Annotated in this window: 25 protein-coding genes; 8 read left to right on the top strand and 17 right to left on the bottom strand. The window is 62.6% G+C overall.

The genetic code is table 11. The features are described from left to right. The first annotated feature begins 164 nt into the window (after window positions 1-164). On the top strand, window positions 165-782 hold the full coding sequence (locus HYH08_RS34060; protein WP_220014196.1) for a hypothetical protein: 618 nt from the start codon (window positions 165-167) through the stop codon (window positions 780-782). A gap of 1 nt (window position 783) precedes the next feature. Here the strand turns inward: HYH08_RS34060 and HYH08_RS34055 are convergent, their stop codons facing one another. From HYH08_RS34055 to HYH08_RS34030, 7 genes are all read right to left on the bottom strand, one after another. Beyond that, complete coding sequence (locus HYH08_RS34055) at window positions 784-1,167, bottom strand: DUF3768 domain-containing protein (protein ID WP_220014195.1); 384 nt, start codon at window positions 1,165-1,167, stop codon at window positions 784-786. A 2-nt stretch (window positions 1,168-1,169) separates the two neighbouring features. Then, on the bottom strand, window positions 1,170-1,397 hold the full coding sequence (locus tag HYH08_RS34050) for a DUF3489 domain-containing protein (RefSeq protein WP_220014194.1): 228 nt from the start codon (window positions 1,395-1,397) through the stop codon (window positions 1,170-1,172). A gap of 364 nt (window positions 1,398-1,761) precedes the next feature. After that, on the bottom strand, window positions 1,762-2,388 hold the full coding sequence (terL, locus tag HYH08_RS37605) for a phage terminase large subunit (protein ID WP_228748265.1): 627 nt from the start codon (window positions 2,386-2,388) through the stop codon (window positions 1,762-1,764). A gap of 60 nt (window positions 2,389-2,448) precedes the next feature. After that, window positions 2,449-3,174 carry a hypothetical protein gene (locus HYH08_RS37600; protein ID WP_228748264.1) on the bottom strand — a complete coding sequence of 242 codons (726 nt, stop codon included), beginning with the start codon at window positions 3,172-3,174 and terminating at the stop codon, window positions 2,449-2,451. Further along, window positions 3,164-3,658: a DUF5681 domain-containing protein gene (locus tag HYH08_RS34040; protein WP_220014193.1), complete on the bottom strand. Its 495-nt coding sequence runs from the start codon at window positions 3,656-3,658 to the stop codon at window positions 3,164-3,166. The genes HYH08_RS37600 and HYH08_RS34040 overlap by 11 nt, the downstream gene beginning before the upstream one ends. Beyond that, window positions 3,655-4,977 carry a site-specific DNA-methyltransferase gene (locus tag HYH08_RS34035; protein WP_220014192.1) on the bottom strand — a complete coding sequence of 441 codons (1,323 nt, stop codon included), beginning with the start codon at window positions 4,975-4,977 and terminating at the stop codon, window positions 3,655-3,657. Before HYH08_RS34035 ends, HYH08_RS34040 begins: the two co-directional genes overlap by 4 nt. A gap of 896 nt (window positions 4,978-5,873) precedes the next feature. Next, window positions 5,874-7,097, bottom strand: a complete 1,224-nt coding sequence (locus HYH08_RS34030) for a phenylacetate--CoA ligase family protein (protein WP_220014191.1) — start codon at window positions 7,095-7,097, stop codon at window positions 5,874-5,876. An 86-nt stretch (window positions 7,098-7,183) separates the two neighbouring features. Between HYH08_RS34030 and HYH08_RS34025 the strand changes: the two genes are divergently transcribed. Then, window positions 7,184-8,323 (top strand): AGE family epimerase/isomerase, encoded by a 1,140-nt coding sequence (locus HYH08_RS34025; RefSeq protein WP_220014190.1) that lies wholly within the window; start codon window positions 7,184-7,186, stop codon window positions 8,321-8,323. 3 nt (window positions 8,324-8,326) lie between these two features. On the opposite strand, the gene HYH08_RS34020 is transcribed toward HYH08_RS34025, so the two are convergent. The 4 genes from HYH08_RS34020 to HYH08_RS34005 all read right to left on the bottom strand — a co-directional run bounded on the left by HYH08_RS34020 (window position 8,327) and on the right by HYH08_RS34005 (window position 12,609). Next, on the bottom strand, window positions 8,327-9,166 hold the full coding sequence (locus HYH08_RS34020; protein ID WP_220014189.1) for an ABC transporter ATP-binding protein: 840 nt from the start codon (window positions 9,164-9,166) through the stop codon (window positions 8,327-8,329). Between the two features lie 145 nt (window positions 9,167-9,311). Continuing rightward, complete coding sequence (locus tag HYH08_RS34015; protein ID WP_220014188.1) at window positions 9,312-10,595, bottom strand: ABC transporter substrate-binding protein; 1,284 nt, start codon at window positions 10,593-10,595, stop codon at window positions 9,312-9,314. 43 nt (window positions 10,596-10,638) lie between these two features. After that, entirely contained in the window at window positions 10,639-11,712 is a 1,074-nt protein-coding gene (locus HYH08_RS34010; RefSeq protein WP_220014187.1) for a branched-chain amino acid ABC transporter permease, read from the bottom strand. 3 nt (window positions 11,713-11,715) lie between these two features. Further along, window positions 11,716-12,609, bottom strand: coding sequence for a branched-chain amino acid ABC transporter permease (locus HYH08_RS34005; protein ID WP_220014186.1), 894 nt, complete (start codon window positions 12,607-12,609; stop codon window positions 11,716-11,718). Between the two features lie 140 nt (window positions 12,610-12,749). Between HYH08_RS34005 and HYH08_RS34000 the strand changes: the two genes are divergently transcribed. Continuing rightward, a complete protein-coding gene (locus HYH08_RS34000; RefSeq protein WP_349631489.1) occupies window positions 12,750-13,061 on the top strand; it encodes an endonuclease domain-containing protein in 312 nt (103 codons plus the stop codon). Window positions 13,062-13,129: 68 nt separating this feature from the next. Here HYH08_RS34000 and HYH08_RS33995 read toward each other — a convergent pair whose 3' ends face one another. Both HYH08_RS33995 and HYH08_RS33990 read right to left on the bottom strand, forming a co-directional pair. Beyond that, window positions 13,130-15,061 carry a long-chain fatty acid--CoA ligase gene (locus HYH08_RS33995; RefSeq protein ID WP_220014184.1) on the bottom strand — a complete coding sequence of 644 codons (1,932 nt, stop codon included), beginning with the start codon at window positions 15,059-15,061 and terminating at the stop codon, window positions 13,130-13,132. Then, window positions 15,058-15,879 (bottom strand): ABC transporter ATP-binding protein, encoded by an 822-nt coding sequence (locus HYH08_RS33990; RefSeq protein ID WP_220014183.1) that lies wholly within the window; start codon window positions 15,877-15,879, stop codon window positions 15,058-15,060. The genes HYH08_RS33995 and HYH08_RS33990 overlap by 4 nt, the downstream gene beginning before the upstream one ends. Before the next feature lie 338 nt (window positions 15,880-16,217). On the opposite strand from HYH08_RS33990, the gene HYH08_RS33985 reads away from it, so the two are divergent. After that, entirely contained in the window at window positions 16,218-16,892 is a 675-nt protein-coding gene (locus HYH08_RS33985) for a Crp/Fnr family transcriptional regulator (protein ID WP_220014182.1), read from the top strand. Between the two features lie 28 nt (window positions 16,893-16,920). Here HYH08_RS33985 and HYH08_RS33980 read toward each other — a convergent pair whose 3' ends face one another. Continuing rightward, the gene (locus HYH08_RS33980; RefSeq protein WP_220014181.1) at window positions 16,921-17,127 is read right to left on the bottom strand and encodes a hypothetical protein; all 207 of its coding nucleotides are present in this window, start codon (window positions 17,125-17,127) and stop codon (window positions 16,921-16,923) included. A gap of 108 nt (window positions 17,128-17,235) precedes the next feature. Here HYH08_RS33980 and HYH08_RS33975 point away from each other — a divergent pair, with 108 nt between their 5' ends. Continuing rightward, the gene (locus tag HYH08_RS33975; RefSeq protein WP_220014180.1) at window positions 17,236-19,287 is read left to right on the top strand and encodes a LuxR C-terminal-related transcriptional regulator; all 2,052 of its coding nucleotides are present in this window, start codon (window positions 17,236-17,238) and stop codon (window positions 19,285-19,287) included. Window positions 19,288-19,308: 21 nt separating this feature from the next. Here HYH08_RS33975 and HYH08_RS33970 read toward each other — a convergent pair whose 3' ends face one another. Continuing rightward, a complete protein-coding gene (locus HYH08_RS33970) occupies window positions 19,309-20,571 on the bottom strand; it encodes an MFS transporter (protein WP_220014179.1) in 1,263 nt (420 codons plus the stop codon). Between the two features lie 510 nt (window positions 20,572-21,081). Then, window positions 21,082-21,921: a uroporphyrinogen-III synthase gene (locus HYH08_RS33965; RefSeq protein ID WP_220014178.1), complete on the bottom strand. Its 840-nt coding sequence runs from the start codon at window positions 21,919-21,921 to the stop codon at window positions 21,082-21,084. Window positions 21,922-22,081: 160 nt separating this feature from the next. Here HYH08_RS33965 and purU point away from each other — a divergent pair, with 160 nt between their 5' ends. After that, window positions 22,082-22,945 (top strand): formyltetrahydrofolate deformylase, encoded by an 864-nt coding sequence (gene purU, locus HYH08_RS33960; protein WP_220014177.1) that lies wholly within the window; start codon window positions 22,082-22,084, stop codon window positions 22,943-22,945. A gap of 68 nt (window positions 22,946-23,013) precedes the next feature. Here purU and HYH08_RS33955 read toward each other — a convergent pair whose 3' ends face one another. After that, entirely contained in the window at window positions 23,014-23,307 is a 294-nt protein-coding gene (locus tag HYH08_RS33955) for a hypothetical protein (RefSeq protein ID WP_220014176.1), read from the bottom strand. Between the two features lie 579 nt (window positions 23,308-23,886). On the opposite strand from HYH08_RS33955, the gene HYH08_RS33950 reads away from it, so the two are divergent. Beyond that, complete coding sequence (locus HYH08_RS33950) at window positions 23,887-25,065, top strand: ABC transporter substrate-binding protein (protein ID WP_220014175.1); 1,179 nt, start codon at window positions 23,887-23,889, stop codon at window positions 25,063-25,065. A gap of 210 nt (window positions 25,066-25,275) precedes the next feature. Further along, a complete protein-coding gene (locus tag HYH08_RS33945; RefSeq protein ID WP_220014174.1) occupies window positions 25,276-26,145 on the top strand; it encodes a branched-chain amino acid ABC transporter permease in 870 nt (289 codons plus the stop codon). Window positions 26,146-26,147: the final 2 nt, after the last annotated feature.

The raw sequence follows: 26,147 nt of genomic DNA, 5'->3' as shown, positions 1-26,147 counted from the left end.
CAGCGGCCCCAAGATAAGTCAGGGACCGCGTTGGAAGAAATATCCCATAACAGGATAAAATTAACTCTGATCTGCTGATCTAGCAGCGACAGCCCGCTTTGGACTGGATCTTTGCGCCGGACGGAGTGACTGGTCCAGCGGTCAATTGGTGTTGGGAGCATCGTATGGGTAGCGTGAGAGTCAAACGCAAAACGGCACGAAACGACGGCAATATCGTTGGATTGCGAGAAGAACCGCAGCATGCCTCGGGAACAAGCGAGGCGGATATTGCGGTCCGAATCAGCGAGGCGTTGGCTACCCGACTGTCAAACTTCACGGTCGAAACCGGCAAAAGCCTGCTCTACAAGATCGAAGTCAATGCGCAGGGTAAGCTCAGCCACACAGCCGAGGCAAGCCCCGCTCGCGGCCAGTACGCATTTCAGACCGATATCCTGATCTCGCTGCAAGCCGCGCCGCTTGTGGTGATCGAGTTGAAGGTCGGCTCATTCAGCTCACATGACGTCATCCTGTATTCGGCAAAGGCTGCTAGGCACAAGTCGATCTATCCATATTTGCGTTATGGCTTTGCCGTCATGACTCCAAGTGGTTTGGGACGTCGATTCGTCACCCACAACGAAGCTTTCGACTTCGCGATAGCCGCGCCGGATCTTGAGACGATCGTGGCCGACCTTGCTCCAACCGTGAAGCGACAAGCCGCTTATGCGGAGCGACTGATTGCGCTGACGGGATCGGCACGATGCACCATGCGTCGGTACGAGGAGAGCGTCGAGTGGGAGACGTAGCCTAGCGAGCCTTTCTTGAAATTAGATAAGAGTCCGAGCGAGCTTCTTTGCCATTCAGGAGCGCAGATTCTTCGCCCAGCATAACGCTCATTACCCGTTCGCCCGGTGTTTGGTTTAATCGCTGCCCTCGACGAGCTTTGATGGGTTGAACCACAATTTCGAAGACGACGGTGTCACCTTCAAAGTCGAAAGTGCCAAAGGCATGTTCGCCGGATGGATCAATTCTCTTGGGGAAGTCATCATATCTTGCCAATTGTTCGACCAGTCTGCGCAGTTTCGGCAGACCGAAGGCGGCGACCTTCGGGCTCACCTGCGTCCCGCCGCCGAGCAAAAATTGTCGCAGCTCATCATTGAGCCGACGATTGATCCTTGTATCACGCGACACGATCACCGGCCCCTTTTGGGCTCGCGACCCGTCAAGAGCTCGATGTGATAGAGCCGTTCGCCGGCCTCGCTCTTGCACCAAGCCAGATCAAAGCCAAACCGCTTCTTGACGATCGCGGCGAAGAATCCCCGCACTGAATGTTTTTGCCAGCCGGTTGCCGCCGCGATGTTGGCAATGGATACGCCGGGCTCTTGTTGCAACATGGCAATGATGCGGAGCTGTTTGGTCATCTTCGGTCCAATGACGGTATCGCGCAGAACAGGCGACGGTGCGGGTCGGGATGGACGTAAATCTGATGCTTGTGATCGGAGCTGCTTCGAACGGGCGACCCGTTTGGGCGTATTCCCGTCTTTTCGAGGCGTCTTGCCGCGTGCCATTGAGTTCTCAGTTTTTTGCTCACTTGCGCGGAACGCGAGCGAAGATGTTCGGATTGCGTCCGTTCGGAATTCAAAACGGACCGGGTGCGAACACAGGAACGCTCCGGAAAGTCTGGAAGTCGAGCGAAAAAGCGAGCAATTTTGTGCTGGAGTTTAGGGTGAGCCGATCATTTTGTGCCGTCTGTCGCCCCGGCCGATAGTTTGCCCAATAACGAGACTAGTAGTCGCCGGCTACCCATGAAAGCGAGGCATCATAGCCGTGCGCCTTAAAGGCGAGTGCTTGGCTGAGACTATCGACTTGGTCGTCGTGTCGCGCTTGCGGGAAAGCGAGTAGTTCAGCTTCGAACGCAGAGAGCCATGGCGCGTTGCGCGGAAAGTGAACCAGTCCTGCCTCGAACTTGGCTTGCTGGATCCACAGCCGGTTGACCTTATCCCGCTCGATAGGAATTGGCTTGACGACGAACACGCCAGATTGCCGGAGTTCTTGCGCAAGCGCGATTCCGGTCGACGCATCTTCGATCAAGATGGCGGTAGGGTTATAGCGCTCAGCGAGGGCGATAGCGGTATCGCGCAGGCGCGGATAGTCGTAACGGCCTCGGGTGACGTCCAGCAAATAATAGTGCTTGCGGTCGACCAAGAGCCAAGTGCTGCAGACCGACCAATCATTGTTGGCACCGTCCTTGGCTGCGGTGTCCCAGGATTGAACAAGCTTGGTCTTGTAGCTGCGCTCGGGCGCGACGTCATAGTAGCGCAGCCACTCCTTGCGGATGATGGCGCCCCCTGGGGGGACGGGCGATTGCTGATACTGCGCTGCAAAGACCTCGCTGCCCAGTTCGACCCGCAAACGTTCCAGAGTGGCGAGGGACTCGTGCTCGGGATGTAAAGCTGCGCCGCCCCGTCGAGTCTAAAACTCCCCCTTGCCGACCTCAATCCTCTCATCCTCTTCGGCGATGGCGGCAAGGTTGAGTACGGTCCAATCTTGGCTCTTTTCGAGCAGGTGGCCGGTAAGGTCATTGAGATGAACGCGTTGCATCACGACGATGATGACACCGGTCTGTTTGTTGTCCAACCGGGAGAGTAGGGTATTCGAAAACCACTGATTGATGTCGTTGCGAAGCGCTTCCGATTGGGCATCCTCCGGCTTTTGTGGATCGTCGATGATGAACACACCTCCGCCGAGACCCGTCAGCGTGGCCTTGACTGAGGTTGCCTTACGAAAGCCGCGTCGTGTCGTGAAAACGTCGCCGCCGGCAGCGCGATCGATCTTCATGTTGGGAAAGGCGCGCTGAAACCAGCCTGACTCGACGATGGTCCGAAAATCGGCAGCGTGTTTGTAGGACAGGTCGTTGCTGTAGCTAATGCCGAAGATCCGCCGTCTCGGATCGTGACCGAGCAGAAAGGCAGGAAAAGCCACAGAAACCGTGATGGACTTCAAATGGCGCGGAGGCACGTTGATGATGAGCCGCGTCACTTCGCCGGTTCGGACACGCTCCAGCTGATAAGCGATGGCGTCAAGATGCCAGTTATCGAGCAGAGGAGCGCCCGCATTCAAGGTCCTCACCGCGTAGTGTAAGAATACCTTGAATTTGGTGCGCAATAGCGCGTTCAAGACTTTGCGCTCATCTATCATCGGACGCAACCTTACCGGATCGGTCTGCAAAAAGTTGGCTTTCGTAGACTGCGAGCACGGCCTTATCATCTTCGGTCAGGTCCTCGATGGATTGATTTGTTGATGCCGCGTTATAGAGAGCGAACAAGAGTTTGACGTTCTTGATGTTGCCTTTGAGTGCGTCTTCCAAGACTCGGCGAATGAGCGCCTCAATCATCCGGATGCGCTTGACCTTTCCACGTTCGGTTATTGTGACGATCCGATCGAGAAGCTCGCGCGTTAGCGTTGCTTCGTCCTTGCGCTTTTTAGGTCTTCCGCTTGGATTGCCGCTCTGCCCGGGTTTGAACTGATGGGCCTTGGGCGGCTTGCCATAGCCGACCTTCTCGTCGTCGTTGTTGCCGACCTTGGATTCATGGCCGTCGGTGCTGTCGCCGGAGGCATTGTCGTGCAGTCGGATTCGTTGGATCCGCGGCTTGGCTGGTTTATCCTCCCTGTCGTTGCTCATGGCGCCGCCCTCCGATCCTGGCTTCGGTGGTTGCTTGCGGCGAGCTCATCGAAAGTCTGGCCGGTCGATTCCAGGATCGCATCGCGCCGAGTGAGGTCCTGCCAGCGCTTGATGGCGCAATCGACGTAGATGGGATCGATCTCGAGCCCATAGGTGCGGCGACCGGTACGCTCCGCAGCAAGAAGGGTCGTTCCCGAGCCGAGGAAGGGGTCGAGCACGATATCGTTGCGGTAGGTGCAATCTTTGATCGCGTCGGCAATTAGAGTGATCGGCTTGACCGTGGGATGCGCCGCTAGATCTCGCATGCGATCCTTTCGAAACGTGTTGACACCGGGATATTGCCACACGTTGGTCCGGTTCCGGCCGTGCTTGCCTTGTTCGACGTTGTTTTGGTGAGGAGCATCTCCATTCTTGAACACGCAGATCAGCTCGTGTTGCGATCGGTAGAAGCTGCCTTGGCCGGCGTTGGTCTTGACCCAGACAATCAGGTTTGCGAGCTCGCCGAAGATGACTTTGCCGGCTGTGATCATTGCGGCGATGTGGCGCCAATCGATGCAGAAGAATTGGATCGAGCCGGACTTTGAGTGCTCGGAGGCGCGCCGCATGGCTTTTTGCAAGAAGCCGTCAAAATCAGCCTCGCTCATTTCTCCGGAGCCCTGCAGGAACTCGCGGTGCTTGATGCGGCCACGTCCCAGGGTCTTTTTGATCACCACGTTATAAGGAGGATCGGCAAACACCATCGCCGCCTGCTGACCGCAAGTCAGCGTCGCCATATCGCTGGCAGCAGTGCTGTCCCCGCACAGCAGCCTGTGCGTTCCCATTTGCCAAAGATCACCTCGTCGCGAAATGGGAGTCTGATCCGAGGCGATGGCCACGCCGTCATCGGGTTCGGTGGTCAGTCCAGCAAAGTCGGTGAGCAAGCTGTCAATTTCCGCCGGTTCGAAGCCGCTGACTGAAATATCGAGATTGAGTTGAGGGAGTAGTTCGGTCAGTTCGCCGAGTTCAACTGCAAGAGCTGCGCGGTCCCAGCCCGCGTTCGCCGCGATCTTGTTGTCAGCGAGTGCGAAAACTCGTTTCTGCGCTTCGTTTAAGTGGGAGACAATCACGGTCGGCACTGCTTCCAACCCAATCCGTTCGGCAGCGAGGAGCCGACCATGGCCGGCTAGCACAATGCCCTCATCATCGATGACAATGGGAACAATGAAGCCGAGCTCGCGGATGCTGGTTTGGATTTGACTGATTTGCTTGTTGGAATGTGCCCGCGCATTGCGCGGATTCCGCTTGAGAGCCGCAAGCGGTCTTTGTTGGACGTTGAGCATACCCATTCTCCCGTGGCGCTCGCGGCCAAAGCCGCAGACAAGCGCCAGCGTGTGCTGGTTAAAGCTTCGAGAAGGAGCCTAGCTAGGCTCCGGGTATCCTTAGCTCAGGACCACGCCACTGGTCCCTCTACGCTATCCAACCTGCCGCACGGGGCAGAGCAAAAAGGCAACACCGCCCGATCGCGGGCCGGTTTGCTAAGCACAACTACATAATAACGAGACACCCAACGCAAGAAGAAAAGTCATGGGCTCCCGACGCTGTGGACAAAGGACAGCCGAATCCCTCGCCGCAAGTCGCTCAGTGCGACCAGATATTGAGCATCCTTGCAGGCCGCTCTTTTGAGTCTTGGCCCCTCGGCGGAGGGATGCATGCTCAGCGTACGCGGTTCGCAGCGCCGCCAGATTGTCGCTCAGATGCAACAAGACGAAGACTTTTCTCATCATCGTCGAAAGACGCTGGATCCCGGCCTGAGCGGCTGTCCGCGACGCTTCAGAGTTCGCAGCAATTGTCTCTGATTCTTCCCTGATATGTTTGGATCAATTCCCTGGTCGTCTTTCTTCAAAGTTTCAAGAGCGCAGGTTTTCGCGGGCAGTTGCAGGCCTCCACCTCAAATATGTTCCAGCAGATTACAATGAATTCGCTGTACTTATCCCTGATAGCAGGGAATGAATCTTGCGGGTTGGGATCATGCGCGTCCGGGGCGCAGTGATTTGCAACGCCTTGAATTTTTGAACTGAAGACGGGAGGAAAAACTATCGCTGCATACCTGAAGCGACCGGCAGTTGGTTCAAGGGCCGGGCACCGCGAAGTTCGCCCAGCGCAGCGAGCAGGCGAGTGCATCCGCGTGTACCGGCCGTTATCCTTGTTATTCGACGATGCGGCCTCCGGGGGCGCCTTACCGCTCGTCGGCAATCACCTTGCCATCGTTCGGCAGCGTACCTGGATCGACCAGGTCGACGGCCCCGCCGAGTTTCGTCACCACGCGCAGACTGGCTGCAATCTCCTCGCGCAGCGCTTCGCTTGCGGCCGCAGTTTCCGCGCGCAGCGTCATCGCGTCGGTCTCGCCCTGGCGGGTGACGACGAGGCGCAAGCGGCCGAGCCCGGGATGTCGCTTGGCGATCTCGGCGATCTGCTCGGGGCGGACGAACATGCCCTTGACCTTGGTGGTCTGGTCGGCGCGGCCCATCCAGCCCTTGATGCGCATGTTGGTGCGGCCGCATGGGCTCGGGCCCGGCAGCGCAGCGGTGAGGTCGCCGAGCGCGAGGCGAATCCAGGGATGATGCGGGTCGAGCGAGGTGACGACGATCTCGCCGACGTCGCCGGGCTTCACGGGATCGCCGGTGCCCGGCTTGACGATCTCCATGATCAGATCCTCGTTCACGACCATGCCCTCGCGCGCTTCGGTCTCGAACGCGATGAGGCCGAGATCGGCGGTGCCGAAGGCCTGGTAGGCGTCGATGCCGCGGGCCTTGATCTCGGCCTGGAGCGAGGGCGGGAAGGCGGCGCCCGAGACCAGCGCGCGCTTGATCGAGGAGACGTCGCGGCCCGCGGTCGCGGCGGCGTCGAGCAGGATCTTCAGAAAGTCCGGCGTGCCGCTATAGCCGACCGGACGATAGGCCTCGATCAGCTCGAACTGCTGCTCGGCATTGCCGGGCCCCGCCGGGATCACCGCGCAGCCGAGCGTGCGCGCCGAGGCATCGAAGATGAAGCCGCCGGGGGTGAGATGGTAGCTGAAGGTGTTGAGCACGATGTCGTCGGGGCGGAACCCGGCGGCGAACAGCGCCCGCGCGCCGCGCCAGGGATCGGCCTGCCGCCCCTCCGGCTCGAAGATCGGCCCCGGGGAGGTGAACAGGCGGGCGAACGAGCCGGGCGCCGCCGCCACGAAGCCGCCGAAGGGCGCTGCGGCCTTGTGCAGGGCCGGCAGCTCCGACTTGCGCAGCACCGGCAGGCGCGCCAGCGCCGCCCTGGAGGTCACCGAGGCGGGATCGAGGCCCTTCAGCCGCTCGGCATAGGCCGGGGCTGCCATCGCACTGCGCAGCACCTCCGGCAGGCGAGCGAACAGATCGGCCTCACGCGCGTCTGCCCCGCGCGTCTCGAGGGCGTCGTAATGGGCGGTCATGGCTGGTCTTTCCGGGTTGGCATCCGTTGCACGCCGCCGCCCGCATGGGTATCAGACGTCCATGGGCACGGCTTGAAGAGGACGCGATGGCGGACGATGGAATGACTGCGGCGGACGTCGTCGCGCGCCTGAAGCGCCGCATGATCGAGGAGGCGCTGCCGCTGTGGTCGACGGTCGGCTGGGACCACGATTCGGGCGGCTTCATCGACCGGCTGCATCGTGACGGGACGGCTGATGCAGCCGCGCCGCGGCGGGTGTTCGTGCAGGCCCGCCAGATCTGGTGCTACGCCAAGGCGGCGCAGATGGGCTGGTATCCTGAGGGGCGCGCCATCGCGCTTAGGGGGCTGGAGCATTTCCTGGCCAAGGCGAAGTCGCCGGACGGCAGGCCGGGCTATGTGCACCGGCTGACGCCGGAGGGCGCGGTGCTGGATGCACGGCGCGATGCCTACGACCACGCCTTCATCCTGTTTGCGCTCGCGACCGTGTATTCGCTCGACCAGGACGCGCAAATTCGTGCCGAGATCGACGCGCTGCTCGCCTTCCTCGACGGCCATCTGCGCTCGCCGCATGGTGGCGTGCACGAGAGCCTGCCGGTGTCGCTGCCGCGCCGGCAGAACCCGCACATGCATCTGTTCGAGGCGATGATCGCATGCTTCGATGCGACCCACGATGTGTCGTTCCAGAACCGCGCCGGCGAGTTCTTCGCGCTGTTCCTCGCCAATCTCTACGACAAGCAGAAGCACATCCTGACGGAGTACTTCGAGGAGGACTGGTCGAAGATCGAGCCGGTCAGCGTCGAGGCCGGTCACCAGGCCGAATGGGTTTGGTTGCTGAAGGGATTTGAACGGATCACGGGCTGCCCGACCGGCCAGCGCCGCGCCGAGCTGCTGGCGACCGCGCTGCGCTATCGCGACGCGGCGACCGGCTGCCTCACCGACGAGGGCGATGCGGCCGGCAACATCCGACGCGCGACGCGCCGGCTGTGGCCGCAGACCGAGATGGCGAAGGCGTGGATTGCCCAGGCCGAATCCGGCGAGGCGGGGGCGGCGGACCAGGCGCGCGCCGCGCTGGTGCGGCTCGAACGGCATTACCTCAGCCATCCCGTCAAGGGCGGCTGGTACGACCAGTTCGATCGCGACGGCAAATCGCTGGTCGACACCATTCCTGCGTCGTCGTTCTATCATGTTCTCTGTGCAGTCACGGAAGCGGAGCAGGTGCTGAGCTGAGTTTCACAGCCACCGTTTGCGCCGCTTGAAGCTCTTGAGGTTCTTGAAACTCTTGCGCTGGTCGCCGGCGCCGCCGAGGTAGAATTCCTTGACGTCCTCGTTGTCGCGCAGTTCGTCCGCGGTGCCGTCGAGCACGACCTTGCCCTGCTCCATGATGTAGCCGTGGCTCGCGACCGACAGCGCGGCGCGCGCGTTCTGCTCGACCAGCAGGATGGTGACGCCGAGATCGCGGTTGATCTTCTGGATGATGGAGAACACCTCTTTCACCAGGAGGGGCGACAGGCCCATCGACGGCTCGTCCATCAAGATCATCTTGGGGCGCGCCATCAGCGCGCGGCCGATCGCGAGCATCTGCTGCTCGCCGCCGGAGAGATAGCCGGCCAGTCCAGTGCGCTCCTTCAGGCGCGGGAAGTAATTAAAGACCATGTCGAGGTCGGCATCGACCTCGCGGTCCCTGCGCGTGAAAGCGCCGAGCTTGAGGTTCTCGAGCGAGGTCATGTCGGCGACGATGCGCCGGCCCTCCATCACCTGGAAGATGCCGCGGCGGACGATCTTGTCAGGATCGATGCCGTTGACTTTCTCGCCTTCGAACAGAATTTCGCCGCGCGTGACCTCACCGTCCTCGGTCTTGAGCAGCCCCGAGATCGCCTTCAGCGTCGTCGACTTGCCGGCGCCGTTCGCGCCCAGCAGCGCGACGATCGCGCCCTTGGGCACGTCGAGGCTGAGGCCCCGCAGCACCAGGATGACGTCGTCATAGACGACCTCGATGCTGCGCACTGCGAGGAGGGGCGGCGCGGGGACGGCGGTGGGTGTGGGCCGGTCGATTTGGGCCGCTTCACTCATGGCTAGTCACTTTCTCGATGTCGTCACCCGCGAAGGCGGGTGACCCAGTATTCCAGAGGCGCCGGAGATTCATCGAGAAGCCGCGGCGTACTGGATCCCCCGCCTTCGCGGGGAATGACAGTTGTGTTCGAGGCAATGAAGAGGCTCACCAGCCCAACAGTTCCGGCTTGCGCGGCAGCTCGACGGTCTTGACCTTTTCGAGCTTGATGGTGCCCTTGGCCATGAGGTCGTTGAGGTCGCCGTCGGTCGCGCCCGAGATCCTGGTGCGATAGAGATCGACCTTCAGCGTGCCGCGATGGTCCTTGTCGGTCCAGGTCGAGGGATAGCAGACGCCTTCCATGCCGGCGGGCACCCAATCCTTCTTCTGGTAAAAGCCCTTCACGACGTTGTCGCCGGTGGCGCCGCCGTTCTTGACGGCCCAGTCGAGCGCCTCCTTCATGTAGAGCGCCGAGCAGACGGCTGCGATGTAGTGCACGGGGCGGTAGACCTTGCCGGTGGGGTCGGAGATCTTGGAGATTTCCATCACCGTCTTCATGCCGGGCGCATCGCCGCCCCAGCTCACCGCGGTGCGCAACGGGAAGATCACGCCGTCGGCCGCATCGCCAGCGGTCTTGGCGGCGTTCTCGTCCATGCCCCAGACATTGCCGAGGAACTGCACCTCGGCGCCGGCGGTCTTGCAGGCCTTCATCACCGAGATGTTGGAGGCCGCGGTGTTGCCGAGATAGGCGTAATTGGCGCCGGAGGACTTGAGGCTCAGGCACTGCGCGCTGTAGTCGCCCGGCGCCAGCGCGAACACCAGCGGCGGCAGCACTTCGAAGCCGAGCTCCTGCGCCATGGCTTCGCCGGCGGCCTTCGGCGCGTTCGGATAGGGATGGTTGGCGCCCATGTGCACGAATTTCGGCTTGCCGGACTTGCCCTTGGCCTTCCAGTCCTCGGCCGCCCACATCAGCATCGCGCGCAGCGCGTCCGAATAGCTCGGGCCATAGAAGAAATTGTAAGGCGCCGGCTTGGCCTTGCCGCTGACGCCTTCGGGATCGGTGAGGGCGGCGGCGTAGGAGCCGGAGAGGTCGGGAATCTTGTCCTGGGCGAGGAAGCCGGTCAGCGCTTCGGTGTCCGCCGTGCCCCAGCCCATGATCGCCGCGACCTTGCTGTCCGGTGCCGACCACTTCTTGTACAGCGCGATCGCCTTCGGCACCTGGTAACTATAGTCGTTGGTGTCGACGCTGACCTGCTTGCCGCCGATGCCGCCATTCTTGTTGACCCAGGCGAAGGTGTCGGCGACGGCCTGGCCATAGGGCGTGCCGACGTCGGAGGTGCCGCCGGAATAGTCGGCGAGATGGCCGATCGCAATCTGCGCCTGCGCGCTCGCGGAGAATGCCGCGATCACAAGCGCGAGCGATGCGGTGCTCAAAAGGGACTTCATCTTCATGGGTCGGTTCCTCCGTTTATTGTTTAAGTGAAGTTGCCCGCGCTCAGTGCGAGAACGGGTAGAGTTTCCAGTAGGCCTTGATCTGCCGCCAGCGATGCGCGAGCCCGTCGGGCTCGAACATCAGGAACACGATGATGATCACCCCGATCGCGATCTCGCGCAGGAAGGTGATGTTGTTGTTGAGCGCGAGCGCCTTGTCGATCGCACCGCCCTTCAAATAATGGCTGAAGAGCTCCATCGCTTCGGGCAGCAGCACCACGAAGGCGGTGCCCATCAACGTGCCCATGATCGATCCGGTGCCGCCGATGATGATCATGGCGAGGAACAGGATCGAGCGCTCGATGCCGAAACCTTCCTGCGACACCACGAGCTGGTAATGCGCGTAGAGCGCGCCGGCGATGCCGGCGAAGAAGGCTGCAAGGCCGAACGACAGCGTGCGGTATTTGGTGAGATTGATGCCCATGATTTCGGCGGAGAGATAATGGTCGCGGATCGCCACCAGCGCGCGGCCGTCGCGCGTGCGCATCAGATTGGTGACGAGGATGTAGCTGGCCAGCACATAGGCCAGCACGACGTAGAAATACTGCCTGTCGCCGCGCAGCGTGAAGCCGAAGATCGAGAACGGATTGGCGCTCGCCGGCACCGAGCCGCCGGTGAACCATTCGGCGCGGGAGAAGAAGTCGAGCAGGATATATTGCGCGGCCAATGTCGCAATGACGAGATAGAGGCCCTTCAGGCGTGCCGCCGGAATGCCGAAGATCAGTCCGACCATCGCGGTCACGAGGCCGGCGAGCGGGATCGCGAAGAATACCGGGATCGGCGCGTTGTTGGAGATATAGGCCGAGGTGAAGGCGCCGAGCAGGAAGAAGGCGGCGTGCCCGATCGAGATCTGGCCGGTGAAGCCGACCAGGATGTTCAGCCCGAGCGCGGCGATCGAGAAGATGCCGATCTGGATCAGGATGCTGAGCCAGTAGCCGCTGAAGAATTGTGGCGCCAGACACAGGACCAATACGCCGGCGATCGCAAAATTGCGGCTGGTCGTGGTCGGGAAGATCGTGGTGTCCGCCGCGTAAGAGGTGCGGAAATCACCAGCAGGGATGAGGGCAGGGCCGGCCATGGATCAGATCCGCTCGATGTCGTGGGTGCCGAACAGGCCGTAAGGCTTGATCATCAGCACGATGATGAGGACGTAGAACGGCGCGATCTCGTAGAGATTGCCCCAGTGCAGGTATTGGCTGTCGACATATTGCGCGATGTTTTCCAGCAGCCCGATGATGATGCCGCCGAGCACAGCGCCGCCGACCGAATCGAGCCCGCCGAGGATCGCCGCCGGAAACACTTTGATGCCATAGGCGGCAAGGCCGGATGACACCCCGTTCACCACGGCGACCACGACGCCCGCGACCGCCGACACGGTCGCCGAGATCGCCCAGGCCATCGCGAACACGCTTTTCACGGAAATGCCGAGCGACTGCGCGACCTGCTGGTTGAACGCGGTGGCGCGCATCGCAAGGCCGTATTTCGAGGCGCGGAAGAACCAGGCCATGCCGATCATCATCGCGACCGAGACCACGAGGCTCATGACATAGACGGTCTGGATCTGGAGCCCGAACAGGCTGACCGACTGGCTCTCGAATACGCGCGGGAACGGCTGCGGGTTGACGCCGAACATCCATTTCAGCGTCGCCTGCAGTACGGTGGAGAGGCCGATGGTGACCATGATCACCGAAATGATGGGCTCGCCGATCATCGGCCGCAGGATCAGCACCTGGATCGCGATGCCGAAGACGAACATGAACACCAGCGTGATCGGCATGCCGATCCAGAACGGTACCTGATACTTGGCGAGCAGCGCCCAGCACACCCAGGCGCCGACCAGCAGCAGTTCGCCTTGCGCGAAGTTGACGACCTGCGTCGCCTTGTAGATCAGCACAAACGACATCGCGACCACGCCATAGAGCGTGCCGACCACGAGGCCGTTGACCAGGAGCTGGATGAGGAAGGCGGTGTTCATGTCGGTTCCGTGTTATCTTCGCCTCTCCCCGCCTGCGGGGAGAGGCCGACGCGCGGAACGCGCGGCGGGTGAGGGGGAGTCTCCGCATGCGAGGTGCTGATGAGTCCAAGACTGGGCGCGCCAGGCACTTGCGAACCACATTGACCGACGCGGAGGGGACGCTCTGGTACCGCCTGCGCGCCCGTAGGCTGAACGGCTACAAATTCGTTCGTCAGGAGCCGATCGGCCCTTACACCGTCGACTTCATTTGCCGCGAAGCTCGGCTGATCATTGAAGTCGATGGCGGGCAACACGCCGACAGCTCGCATGATGCTGTGCGGGACAAATGGCTGATCGATCGCAATTACCGAATACTGCGCTTCTGGAACAACGACGTGTCGCGCAACTTGGCTGGCGTTCTCGAAACGATTGTCACCGCCCTCGCGGAGGCTCCCCCTCACCCGGATCGCTGACGCGCTCCGGCCTCTCCCCGCAGGCGGGGAGAGGCGAAGGGCAGCGGCGTTCGGCGCGGCAGACTGTCTCACTCCGCAGCCTCCGCCATGTGTCCGTGCCCGCCGAGGTCCACCACACGCAGCGTCGTTCGGACGCGCTGCGTCGTGCCGTCCTGGAAGCGGATCACGGTGTCGACGGGGATGGCGGCATCGCCACGATAGATGGCGTTGATGATGCCCTCGTACTTTTCGTTAATGACGCCGCGGCGCACTTTTCTCGTGCGGGTGAGCTCGCCGTCGTCGGCGTCGAGCTCCTTGTAGAGCAAGAGGAAGCGCGAAATGCGCTGGGCCGGGGGCAGGGTGGCGTTGACGGTCTCGACTTCCTTCTGGAGCAGCTTGTAGACCTCGGGCCTTGAGGCGAGATCGCTGTAGGTGGTGAAGGAGAGGCGGTTCTTCTCCGCCCATTTCGAGATGATGGAGTAGCGGATGCAGATCATCGCCGCGAGCGCGTCGCGGCCGGCGCCCAGCACCACGGCTTCGGCGATGTAGGGCGAGAACTTCAGCTTGTTCTCGATGAATTGCGGCGAGAAGCGTTCGCCGCGCGAGGTCTCGGCGAGGTCCTTGATGCGGTCGATGACGACGAGCTGGCGGTTGGCGTTGAAATAGCCGGCATCGCCCGACAGCATCCAGCCGTCCTTGATGTCGGCAACGCTGGCTTCGGGGTTCTTGTAATAGCCGAGGAACATGTTGGGATGCCGCACCACGATCTCGCCGACGCCGTGGACGTCGGCGTTGTCGATGCGGATCTCGATATTGTCGGCCATCGGCACGCCGGTCGTGTCGGGATCGACCTTGCCTTCGGGATGCAGGGTGTAGGCGCCGAGCAGCTCGGTCTGGCCGTAGAGCGTGCGCAGCGGCACGCCCATGGCCTGGAAGAACTTGAAGGTATCGGGCCCGAGTGCGGCGCCGCCGGTGGCGGCCGAGCGCAGGCGGGTGAAGCCGAGCCGGTCGCGCAGTGCGCGGAACAGGATCGCGTCGGCAAAACCGGAACGCTTGCCCTGTTCGAGCGCGGCGAGGCCGCTCTTCATGCCGACAGCGAACAGGCGCTGTTTGAACGGTGTCGCGTCCATCACCTTGGCGCGGACATCGGCGGCGATCGATTCCCAGACCCGCGGAGCAAAGAGGACAAACGTCGGAGCGATCTCGCGCAGATCGTTCATCATGGTGTCGGGCTCTTCGACGAAGTTGATCTTCATCCGGCAGAGCAGGCCTTTGCCGAGCACATAGACCTGCTCCATGATCCAGGGCAGCGGCAACACCGAGACATATTCGTCGTCGGGGCCCTTGGGGTCGAAGGCGAGATAGGTCGCGCAGTGCCCGAGCACGCGGCCGGCGGCGAGCATGGCGAGCTTCGGATGCGAGGTGGTGCCTGATGTGGTGCAGAGGATCGCGACGTCCTCGCCCCTGGTCGCATCGACCAGCTTGTCATAGAGCGCCGGCTCGCGCGCGGCGCGGGCGCGGCCGAGCTCGGCGAATTTCTCCGCCGACATCAGCCGCGGATCGTCATATTTCCGCATGCCGCGCGGATCGGAATAGATGATGTGCTTGAGCTTCGGCACGCGCTCGGCGAGCGCCAGCAGCTTGTCGACCTGCTCTTCGTCCTCGGCGAAAACGAGTTGCGCCTCGCCATAGGTGAGGAGATAGGCGGCTTCCTCGTCGAGCACGTCGCGATAGAGCCCGAGGCTCAAGCCGCCGACCGCGTGCGTCGCGATTTCTGCGGCGACCCAGTCCGGCCGGTTGTCGCCGATGATGCCGATCACGTCGCCGCGTCCGAGGCCCAGCTCGATGAGGCCGAGCGCGAAGTCGCGCACCCGCGCCTGGTAGTCGTTCCACGTGAACACGCGCCAGAGCCCGAGATCCTTCTCGCGCAGCGCGATCTCGTCACCGTGCTCGTTCGCATTGAGCCGGAGCATTTTTGGATAGGTGTCGGCCTGTGCGGCGCGGCCTGCGTAGTCCATCATGCCGCGCTCTCCTGTGCCGGAGGCGCATCGTCGGGATCGACCAGCACCTCGTCCTCTTCACCGAGGTAAGCGCGCTTGACGTGAGGATCGGCGAGAACGGCGGCGGGATCGCCCTCGGCGATCTTGCGGCCGAAATCCAGCACCATGACGCGGTGGGAGATGTCCATCACCACGCCCATGTCGTGCTCGATCATCACCACCGTCATGCCGAACTCCTCGTTGAGATCGACGATGTAGCGGGCCATGTCCTCCTTCTCCTCGAAATTCATGCCGGCCATCGGCTCGTCGAGGAGGATGAGGCGCGGCTCCAGCGCCATGGCGCGGGCAAGCTCGACGCGCTTGCGCAGGCCGTAGGAGAGGGTGCCGGCGGTCGCCTTGCGGACCGACTGGAGATCGAGGAAGTCGATGATCTCCTCGACTTTGCGCCGGTGCGCGAGCTCTTCCTTGCGCGCGCCGGTGAGCCAGTACAGCGATCCCGTGAGGAAATTGTTCTTCAAGAGGTGATGGCGCCCGACCATGATGTTGTCGAGCACGCTCATGTGGTGGAACAAAGCGAGGTTCTGGAAGGTGCGGCCGATGCCGAGGGAGGCGCGCGCATTCGGCGTCAGGCCGGTGATGTCGCGCTTCCCGTAGAACAGCTGGCCTTCGGTCGGCTTGTAGCGGCCGGAAATACAATTCACGATCGAGGTCTTGCCGGCGCCGTTGGGGCCGATGATCGAGAACAGCTCGCCTTCCCGGATGGCGAAGCTGACATCGGTCAGCGCGCGAACGCCGCCGAATCGCAAGGACACGCCGCACACTTCGAGACTGGTAGCCACCAAACAAATCCCTCCCGGTGATGGCGCATTCAGTGGCGCTCTTCATCCGCTCCTGCCGGGTGATCCTAGTACGGCCGTGCCGATGAGGCCATGCAGCAGATGGTCTCGACCGGAGCCGCACAGCTCTCGTTCCCGTTTGGGATCAGAAGCCGCATCGCCCGAGGTGGCCCTCAATAGGGGAAAGCGCTATTGAGAAATGTCTCCGGCCTGACAATTCTGCGACAAAGTTTTCGAGGGCCGCAGGGGCGTCCATCCTTCGTCGGACGCGGTCGAATTGGCTATGCTGCAATGCAGCAGAAAGAGCGGAGTGACGACACGGTGCGGCTGGCCTCTCGATCATGATTTCAGAGGATCAACTGAAGCGCATCGCCGCCTGGTCGCGCGAGCTCACGCCAGCGGAGATCGAGGTCGCCCGCAGCGGAATTACGGAACGGTCCTACGGCACTGGCGAGATCGTGTTCATGCGCGGCGACACCTTCGACTATTGGGCCGGCATGGTGTTCGGGCTTGCCCGGATGGGCGGTGTCTCGCGCGACGGCAAGGAGACCAGCCTTGCCGGGCTCACGGCCGGGGCCTGGTTCGGCGAGGGCAGCGTGCTGAAGAACGAGCCGCGCCGCTATGACGTGGTGGCGCTGCGCACAAGCCGCCTCGCGCTGATGGATCGCAGCGCCTTCATGTGGCTGTTCGAGAACAGCGTCGGCTTCAACCGCTTCCTGGTGCGCCAGCTCAACGAGCGGCTCGGCCAGTTCATCGGCATGCTCGAGGTCAACCGCACGCTCGATGCCACCGCGCGCCTTGCCCGCAGCATCGCCTCCCTGTTCAACCCGATCCTCTATCCGGAATCGACCGCGCATCTGGAGATCACCCAGGAGGAGATCGGCGCGCTCTCCGGCATGTCCCGCCAGAACGCAAACCGCGCGCTGAACCGGCTGGAGAAGGAGGGGCTGCTGCGGCTCGAATACGGCGGCGTCACCATCCTCGATGTCGATCGGCTGCGCGGATATGGGGATTAGGGCGGGGAACGCGTAGATTGATCGTTCGTTAGTCGACACGAGGCTGACTCCACGCGATCAGGTTGCTCTCCGTTCCATGAACAAGGACCGGGAAAAACGAATATTGGAAGAGCGCCTGGCGCGCTGCCGGCAGCTCTCCAAGGACTTTCCGACCGGCCCGACCGCAGAGCACCTGCGCCAGATCGAAGCCGCTCTCGTTGACGACCTCAGAGCCCTCGAACAGCACTAAGGCCACGCCCTTCTCTAGCGGAACCAAGGGGAGTGCTGTGCGTTGCCGGGCTGCTCTTGAAAGGCGCCGTGAATCCAGGTCGTCCTTGGGAGGCGACGGAACGCTAGGAAGCAGATGCCTCGTATCCGGCTCGTGATAGCAGATCGCCGTCCGATCGTGCTGCAGGGTTTTGCGCCGCTCTTTGCGGCGGAGAATGACTTCGAGATCGTTGCGTCTTGCAGTAATGGAGCCGACTGCCTCGAGGCAGTTCGGAGCTTGAGGCCAGATGTAGCGCTTGTAGAGGACGGATTCTCGGACGTGACGGCGTCTGAGATGCTTGCCGTCGTCAATACCGAAGCCATTCCCACGCGGCTGGTCTTCTACACCGCATCCATTGCGCGCGGCGATCTCGCTGCCGCCATCGCAGCGGGGGCCTGCGCCGGGATTCCGATGCGGGAAGAGCCCGAAACCTTGATGCAGTCCCTGAGGCTGGTGGCACCAGCCGCAGACCGGGCGGCTGCCAGCAAGGCAAGCCGTGGCGCCTTCGGCGACAATCGGCTGGCAGCGCTGACGGATATCGACAGCAAGATCATGCGGCTGGTCGCCAGCGGCATGTCGAACAGGGAGATTGCGCGCCAGCTCAAGGTCGCCACAGACACCGTCAACGCCAGAGTCGATCACATATCTGCACGGCTCGAGATCAAGAACCGCAGAGACCTCGCGACGTTCACCCTGTCGCGCCTGTATGGCGGGGTCGGCGCGCTTGCAGCTCTGATTTGGGCCGCGCTCGAGGACGTTCAACCCGCAAGCGCGGGCGCAGCCGATCATGCGTGTCCCGATCCGGTCACGGTGATGACCGCAGACGGTACCGGCGCGATCGTGACCATCAAAATCACTCCGCAGAAGACGACCACTGCTTCAGGCAAACCGGCCCAAGTCGTGGGCAAAGCCGGCCGCGTTGAGAATTCTGGAGGTGACAGTCCGACGCGGGCCAGCAAGCTGTTTGAACCTCGTGCTGATATTGGCGCCGGCGCGATCACATTGCCGACGCCCACCCCTGCAAGAGCCGGTCTGAGCAGCTTCGGCACGTTCATATGGATGACAGTCGGAGTGACGATTTACGAACTCCTTGCCAGCCCCGCGCAGGCGTTTGCGTTTCCCGACAGACCAAGCGATGTCTTTGCATCGGATGCCGCAAACGCCGCCAGCGAATATGCCGCCCTCAATATGGCTGGTGGCGTCGATGCGAACCTCAACGGGTTCGACAGCCTGGCCTGGCTAGATCCCGGAATATACAGTGAATCATTCGCCTTCGCGGCTGCGCGAGGCGACATGGCCGACAGAGGCGATGAACTTCAAACCGCTAGCGCAGCCGCGAACGAGGATAGCGCTAAGGACATTGGCAACCCGCACGTTGGAGCCGGTGCCGTCGACCCACCGATCGGCCACGGCGGCTTCGAGCAGGCGGGTGGACCGGACACGCCGAGGAATGCGGAATACGTCACAACACAGACGACCGAACCAGACGAAGCCAATCATGGGCAATCGCAGCGTGATTTACATGTTTCGGAAGAAGGCGTCGCAAACGGCAAGTCGCATGCCGAGCACGGGCCGCCGGGACAGGACCCTACTCAGAAGCCATCGCAACGCGACTTGCATGTCTCGGAAGAAGGTCCCGCAAAAGGCAAGCCGCATGCCGAGCACGAGCCGCCTGGACACGAATCCAAACCGAAAAAAGAGCATGGCGACGTAGACGCTTCAAAGGACGATCCCGCAGCCGGCAAGAAACACGTCGCGGATGATGCAGCGGATAGCCATGGCAATTCGGACAAGTCGCAACCTGACTTGCACAAGACCCATTCAAACACGTCCGAAAATCTGCACGCGAGCGAGCATGCCGGTGGCAACAAACAAGCGACCGATGCCTCCGCCCCGACACCAACGGCAGCTGCGCCCGAGTTCGGAGATTCCTTTCATTTCAAGCACGATATGGCAGGGGCCAAGCATTCGGACCATCTTGATAATCACGGACCGCATATCAATGAAAATGGGCTCAACAATGCCTCGCATAATGGACAGCCGCTGATCCACGATGCAGACCTGATCGCCCCCTTACATGCCGAGCTAGGTGTTGTTGATCACGCAAGAGCTGTTGAACACCATCCGACGCATGATTGGTTGGTCTAGCTGACCGGACGCCTCGGCGCCCTAGCGCGCATTCGCGGGGGCGTGCAGCGGCCAGAGATCCGCGCGCCAGCGAATCGCGATCGCCAGCATCGCAATGAAGCCCGCGGCGGCATAGAGCGAGCCCGTCGCGGAATAGCCGATGACGTCGATCAGGCTGCCGGCTGCGAGCAGTCCGATCGGCAGGCCGTAGATCACCATCATGCGGACGCCCATCACGCGGCCGCGCAGATGCGCGCTCGCGGTCCGCATCAGGATCACGGCCGCCGAGATCATCGCCATGCTCTGGGCGATGCCGCAGAGAACGAGACAGGCCATCGCCACCGGCATGGTCCTGATTTCGACGAACACCAGCAGCAAAGTGTACCAGGCCAGCGTCGCGCCGATCATGAGCCGGGCGATGCGCAGGCCACCGACCAAACTGAGCGCGATCGAGCCGATCAGCGAGCCGACGGCAAAGCTCGCCGAGAGATAACCAAGACCCGTCTGGTCGGTGTGAAAGATGTCGCGCGCGATGTAGGGCAGCAATCCACCGGTGAAGGGAAATGCGGTGAGATTGGCGAGAAATGCGACGCACAGCGCCGCACCCATGCCCGGGCCGTTCCAGGCGTAGACGATCCCCTCCTTCAGTTCGTCCAACAATTTTGAAACGGCATGGCTGTTCGTCGGCAGATCGGTCGTGACCACGGATCTCTGGGGCCGGGTCAGGCAGGACATGAGAATCGCCGCCACGAGGTAGAGGCTCGCGACCGCGACATAGACGAGGCCGATGCCCAGCACGGCAAACAGTCCGGCGCCTGTCAGCGCCCCGGCGATGCGGGCGCTGTCCTGCGTCGTGCGCGACAGGCTGATTGCGCCGACCAGGTGGTCTGCCGGCATGATGTCGGCGAGCAATGCGCTGCGCAGGCCGAGATCGGAGGAGCGGATCAGGCCCATGATCGTCACGATGATCATCACGTTGAGCGGGCCCAGATGGCCGGTGAGCGCCAGCACCATGATGGTCGAGGCGAGCATCGTATAGGTCAGGCGCAGCACGACGAGGAGATCGCGATGGCCGATGCGGTCGCCGACCATTCCGAGCACGGGAGCAATCAGCGTTCCCAGATATTGCAGCGAGGCGAGAATGGTCAGCAGCAGCACCGAGCCGGTCTCGACCAGGATGTACCAGCCGAGCACCAACGTCTCGATCTCGAACGCCCAGGAGGTGAGCAGGTCGGACGGCCACTGGAAGCGATAGTTTCGGATGCGGAATGGCGCGAGCGCGGAGCGCCGAGCGGCTGCGCTCACAACGCGAGGACGCGTATCACGGCGATTCCCTTGCCCTTGTTGCTTCTTGTTTCTGCCCGCCACCGTACTAACGCCGGCGATGTCGGTGTCAACCGAAGTCGCCGAAGGCCGCCCCCGCGCTCTGCTCTTGGCTCGGTCCGACCTATGCGCGCACGTTTACAAAACAGAATCGAACGGAAATGTCCCGTTACAATGGCGCGCCTAGAATGAACCCGCTGCAAAGCCGTCGCGCCATGCGCGCAAAGGAGTTCGGGGGTATGGTGGAACAGATCTCGCGTCGCGGTATTTTCGCGCTCATGGCAGCTGGTGCCGCTCTCATTGTGAGTGAGGCTCCGGTCGAAGCCCAGCCGTTTCCGCCGCCTCCGCCCGGACCGCCGCCACCTCCACCGCCGCCCGGTTATTGGCCGCCGCCACCGCCGCCACCCCGTCGTCGCCGCTGGCGTCGCCCACCGCCACCACCTCCACCTTTCCCGCCGCCCCCTCCGCCTCTTCGATAGGCGGCGGGTTGTTTCAGCGCGCCGTGGATGGCTTCCGCTCCGCGAGTGCCGTGGCCATCGCCGAGATCAGCGGCCGCATGAAATAGGCTTCATCCGCGGGCGAGACGTCGGTGCGCAGGCCCTGCGCGGCGAGCTCGCCCGAGACAGCCGGGCCCACCGAGGCGATCAGCGTGCGCTCCAGCCCTGCGCGCAGCTTTGCCTCGCTGCCATGCGTCTTGGCGGTTTCGATCAAGCGGCGGACCTGGCCGAGATTGGTCAGCGCGATGGAATCGATTCGCCCCTTGGCCATGTCGTCGATGGCCGCGACGATGTTGGCATCGGCGGCCTTGGAATCGTAGACATAGGGCAGCACGGTATCGACCTCGGCGCCTTGCGCTGACAGCGCGCCGGTCAACGCGCTGTGGTCCTTGTCCGGATAGAGCTGGAGGCCGAGGCGGCGTCCGGTGAGGTCGAGCTTTCCGAGCATCTCGATCACGCCCTCGGTGGTCGGCTTCTCCGTGGTCTGCTGCGCCTCGAGGCCAATTTCGCGCAGCGCCTTGCCGGGCTTGGGGCCGCGGGTGAATTTGCGCGATTTGGCGAGCGAGGCGACAAGAGCCTGATCGAGCCCGCGAGCGCGTGCGAGCTTCATGATCCGCCGCAGGCCTTCGCCGGTCATCAGCACGAGATCGTCAAAGGGCCTGTCGATGCCGCGGCGGATCCAGGCCTCGACCGGGGCGGGGTCCGGCGCATCCTCGATGGTGAACATCGGGCATTGCACGACCTCGGCGCCTTGCTCGGCCAGCAGCTTGGAAAACTGCGCCTCCTCGCGCGTTTCCAGGATCAGGATGCGGGTGCCGTTCAGGCGGTCGGCCATGGGTCTGCTCCGGTCGGTCAATTCGCAATGGACCATTCATCCTGACTCCGCGCTCGGGATTGGCGCAAGGGCGGGGTCGGTGATAGAGCAGGACGCAAATCGCGGGTTGTTCCGCGCGCCGCTGCCCAAACCTTGATCAAAAGCCAACTCTTCAGAAGCCATGCCCGATCATCAATATGTCCTGACCCTGTCCTGTCCGGATCGTCCCGGCATCGTTTCGGCGGTGTCGACCTTCCTGGCCAACTCCGGACAGAACATTCTCGACGCCCAGCAGTTCGACGACGTCGAGACCAAGAAGTTCTTCATGCGCGTGGTGTTCACCGCGGCCGATCTCGCCGTGGAGCTGTCGGCGCTCCAGACCGGCTTTGCCGCGATCGCCGAGCGCTTCGGTATGGAGTGGCAGATGCGCGACCGCGCCGCGCATCGCAAGGTGATGCTGCTGGTTTCGAAGTCCGACCATTGCCTGGTCGACATCCTCTATCGCTGGCGCACCGGCGAGTTGCCGATGACGCTGGCCGCAATCGTCTCCAACCATCCGCGCGAGGTCTATGCCGGGCTCGATTTCGGCGAGATCCCGTTCCACTATCTGCCTGTCACCAAGGACACCAAGCGTGAGCAGGAGGCGCAGATCCTCGATCTCGTCGCCAGGACCGGGACGGATCTCGTCGTGCTCGCCCGCTACATGCAGATCCTGTCGGATGATCTCTCGGCAAAGCTCGCGGGACGCTGCATCAACATCCACCACTCGTTCCTGCCGGGGTTCAAGGGCGCGAAGCCCTATCACCAGGCCCATGAGCGCGGCGTGAAGCTGATCGGCGCGACCGCGCATTACGTCACGCGCGATCTCGACGAGGGCCCGATCATCGACCAGGATGTCGAGCGCATCAGCCATCGCGACACGCCGGAGGATCTCGTCCGCAAGGGCCGCGACATCGAGCGCCGCGTGCTGGCGCGCGCGATCCGGTATCACCTCGACGACCGCGTCATTCCCAATGGGCGGAAGACCGTGGTGTTCGTGGATTAGCGAATAGGGAGTGGCGAATAGCGAATAGGACTTTTGCTATTCGCAACTCCCCATTCGCCATTCGCCCATTACCGCACCGCGCCGGCCGACGTCGAGCCCGTGGTGCCCTTCTGCGCCTGCTCTTCCTTCTCGCGGTCGGCCGCCGGCATCAGCCGCTTGCGCTCGCGCTCTTTCATGTAGGCGTCGTATTGCGGCGTGCCCGGCCGGGGCGGGGCGTCCGCCGGCAGGCCGCCCGCCCATTGCGGGACATAGTCGCCCATGCCCGCCGACAGCTTCTCATTGACCGTGCCGCAGCCCCCAAGATTGGAAGCGAGCAAGGCGGTTACGGCAGCGATGGAAAGCGATCGGATACGCATGGGCATCTTCTGTATCGCACCGGACCGGCGCGGATGAGGGGACGCCGGATGGGGTGCCCAGCGCGGACTCTAGTCCTCAACGAATAAAATCCGCCTATTCGAAGACCAATTTTTCTGTATACCAAAAGGTATTATAATAAGCAAATAGGCCCCTTGAAGAGGCGGAGCTGGCTGATACGGTATACATTGCGTATTCACGGGGGGCGCCACAGGGATGTTCGCGGCGAAACGTGCGGGGACGTTCGGATTCTGCAAATGAGAGGCAGAATTCTCCATCCAGCGCCCCCATGCGGCCTCTTAAAGTCGGCGTGTCGCATCATCGCCGATGACCGGCTGATGCGAGGGAGGCGCCTTTTTCGTTGACAGGACCATTATATTTGTACAATCGTACAAATCTCTCCCTGCCGTCGTCAGCGCGAGCAAAGCGGCTTGCGCCGAATGGTCGCCCAACGTCCGATTGACAACGGGGTTGCAGAGGACGCCATGTGGCCGCACGGCATGGCTCATCCGTGAGTGAAGCGCGGCAAGGACCGGGCACTCGGTCCGGCGCACAAAGAAGTCAGGAATGAAGGGGAGGGACATCTGATGTTCGAACGCAAGATTTTTTCACGTACCGCAGCAGCGGCCGCCATCGCGGTCCTCGCGGCCGTAGTGCCGGCCAAGGCCGAAGACACCGTCAAGGTCGGCTTGATCCTGCCGATGACCGGCGGCCAGGCCTCGACCGGCAAGCAGATCGAGAACGCGATCAAGCTCTACATGCAGCAGAAGGGCGACACCGTCGCCGGCAAGAAGGTCGAGATCATCCTCAAGGATGACGCGGCGATCCCCGACAAGACCAAGACCGCCGCGCAGGAACTGATCGTCAACGACAAGGTCAACTTCATCGCCGGCTTCGGCGTGACGCCGGCCGCGCTCGCCGCGGCGCCGCTGGCGACACAGGCCAAGATCCCGGAAGTCGTGATGGCGGCGGGCACCTCGATCATCACCGAGCGCTCGCCCTATATCGTGCGCACCAGCTTCACGCTGGCGCAGTCCTCGACCATCATCGCCGACTGGGCGGTGAAGAACGGCATCAAGAAGGTGGCGACGCTCACCTCCGACTACGCGCCCGGCAATGACGCGCTGAACTTCTTCAAGCAGAATTTCACCGCGGGTGGCGGCGAAGTGGTCGAAGAGGTCAAGACGCCGCTCGCCAACCCTGATTTCGCGCCATTCCTGCAGCGCATGAAGGACGCAAAACCCGACGCGATCTTCGTGTTCGTGCCGGCCGGCCAGGGCGGCAACTTCATGAAGCAATATGCCGAGCGTGGCCTCGACAAGGCCGGCATCAAGGTGATCGGACCCGGCGACGTCACCGACGACGACCTGCTCAACAACATGGGCGACGCCGTGCTCGGCACCGTCACCGCGCATCTCTATTCGGCGGCGCATCCTTCGGCGATGAACAAGGACTTCGTCGCAGCCTACAAGAAGGCCTTCGGCAACCGGCCGGGCTTCATGGCCGTGAGCGGCTATGACGGCATTCACCTCATCTACGAGGCGCTGAAGAAGACGGGTGGCGACACCGACGGCACCAAGCTGATCGAAGCCATGAAGGGCCAGAAGTGGGAGAGCCCGCGCGGGCCGATCTCGATCGACCCCGAGACCCGCGACATCGTGCAGAACATCTACATCCGCAAGGTCGAGAAGGTCGACGGCGAGCTCTACAACGTCGAGTTCGCGACCTTCGAAGCCGTCAAGGATCTCGGCAAGACGAAGAAGTGACGCGCGAAAGCGTGTCATCCCGGGGCTCTCGCTATTCGCTCCGCTCACCTCTCCCGCCTGCGGGAGAGGTCGGCGCAAGGCGCCGGGTGAGGGTTCTCTCCTCTGGGGGAGTCTTCGTTGTGGAGGCACCCTCTCCCCAGCCTTCCCCCGCAAGGGGGGGAGGGAGCGCAGCACCGCACTGGCTACACTTGAGATGACGTCTGGCGCCCGATGACCGCAATCCTCACCAACCTGTTCGATGGCGTTGCCTACGGCATGCTGCTGTTCGTGCTCGCGTGCGGGCTCGCGGTCACGCTCGGCCTGATGAACTTCGTCAATCTCGCCCACGGCGCCTTCGCCATGGCCGGCGGCTATGTCTGCATGGTGCTGGTCAACCGCATGGGCTGGCCGTTCTTCGCCGCACTGCCGCTCGCCTTCGTCTCGTCGGCGGCGATCGGCATCCTGCTCGAGCGCACGCTCTACCGCCACCTCTACACGCGCAGTCATCTCGATCAGGTGCTGTTCACCATCGGCCTGACTTTCATGTCGGTCGCCGCCGTGGATTACATCCAGGGCTCCTCGCGCGTCTTCATCAATTTGCCGGCGGCGCTGCAAGGCCAGTTCGACCTGTTCGGTATCGGCATCGGCCGCTACCGGCTGATGATCATCGTGATCTGCGGTCTGCTCACCATTGGCCTCCAGATGGTGCTGGCCAAGACCCGCTTCGGCAGCCGCCTGCGCGCCGCGGTCGATGATCCCCGCGCCGCCAGCGGCCTCGGCATCAACGTGCCGCAGGTGTTCGCCTTCACCTTCGCCTTCGGATGCGGTCTCGCCGGCCTCGGCGGCGCGCTGAGCGCCGAGATCCTCGGCCTCGATCCGTATTTCCCGCTGAAGTTCATGATCTACTTCCTGATCGTCGTCACCGTCGGCGGCTCGTCCTCGATCACCGGGCCGTTCCTGGCCTCGCTCCTGCTCGGCATCGGTGACGTCGCCGGCAAATATTACGTGCCGAAGATGGGACCTTTCGTGATCTACACCATGATGATCGTGATCCTGATCTGGCGTCCGAACGGCCTGTTCGGGCGCACGGCCGCGCGTTGAGT

The organism is Bradyrhizobium sp. BR 10289, from assembly GCF_019455385.1.
Taxonomy (GTDB): Bacteria; Pseudomonadota; Alphaproteobacteria; order Rhizobiales; family Xanthobacteraceae; genus Bradyrhizobium.
Note: the sequence above shows the minus strand (reverse complement) of the source record. Positions and strands in the feature narration are given on the sequence as shown.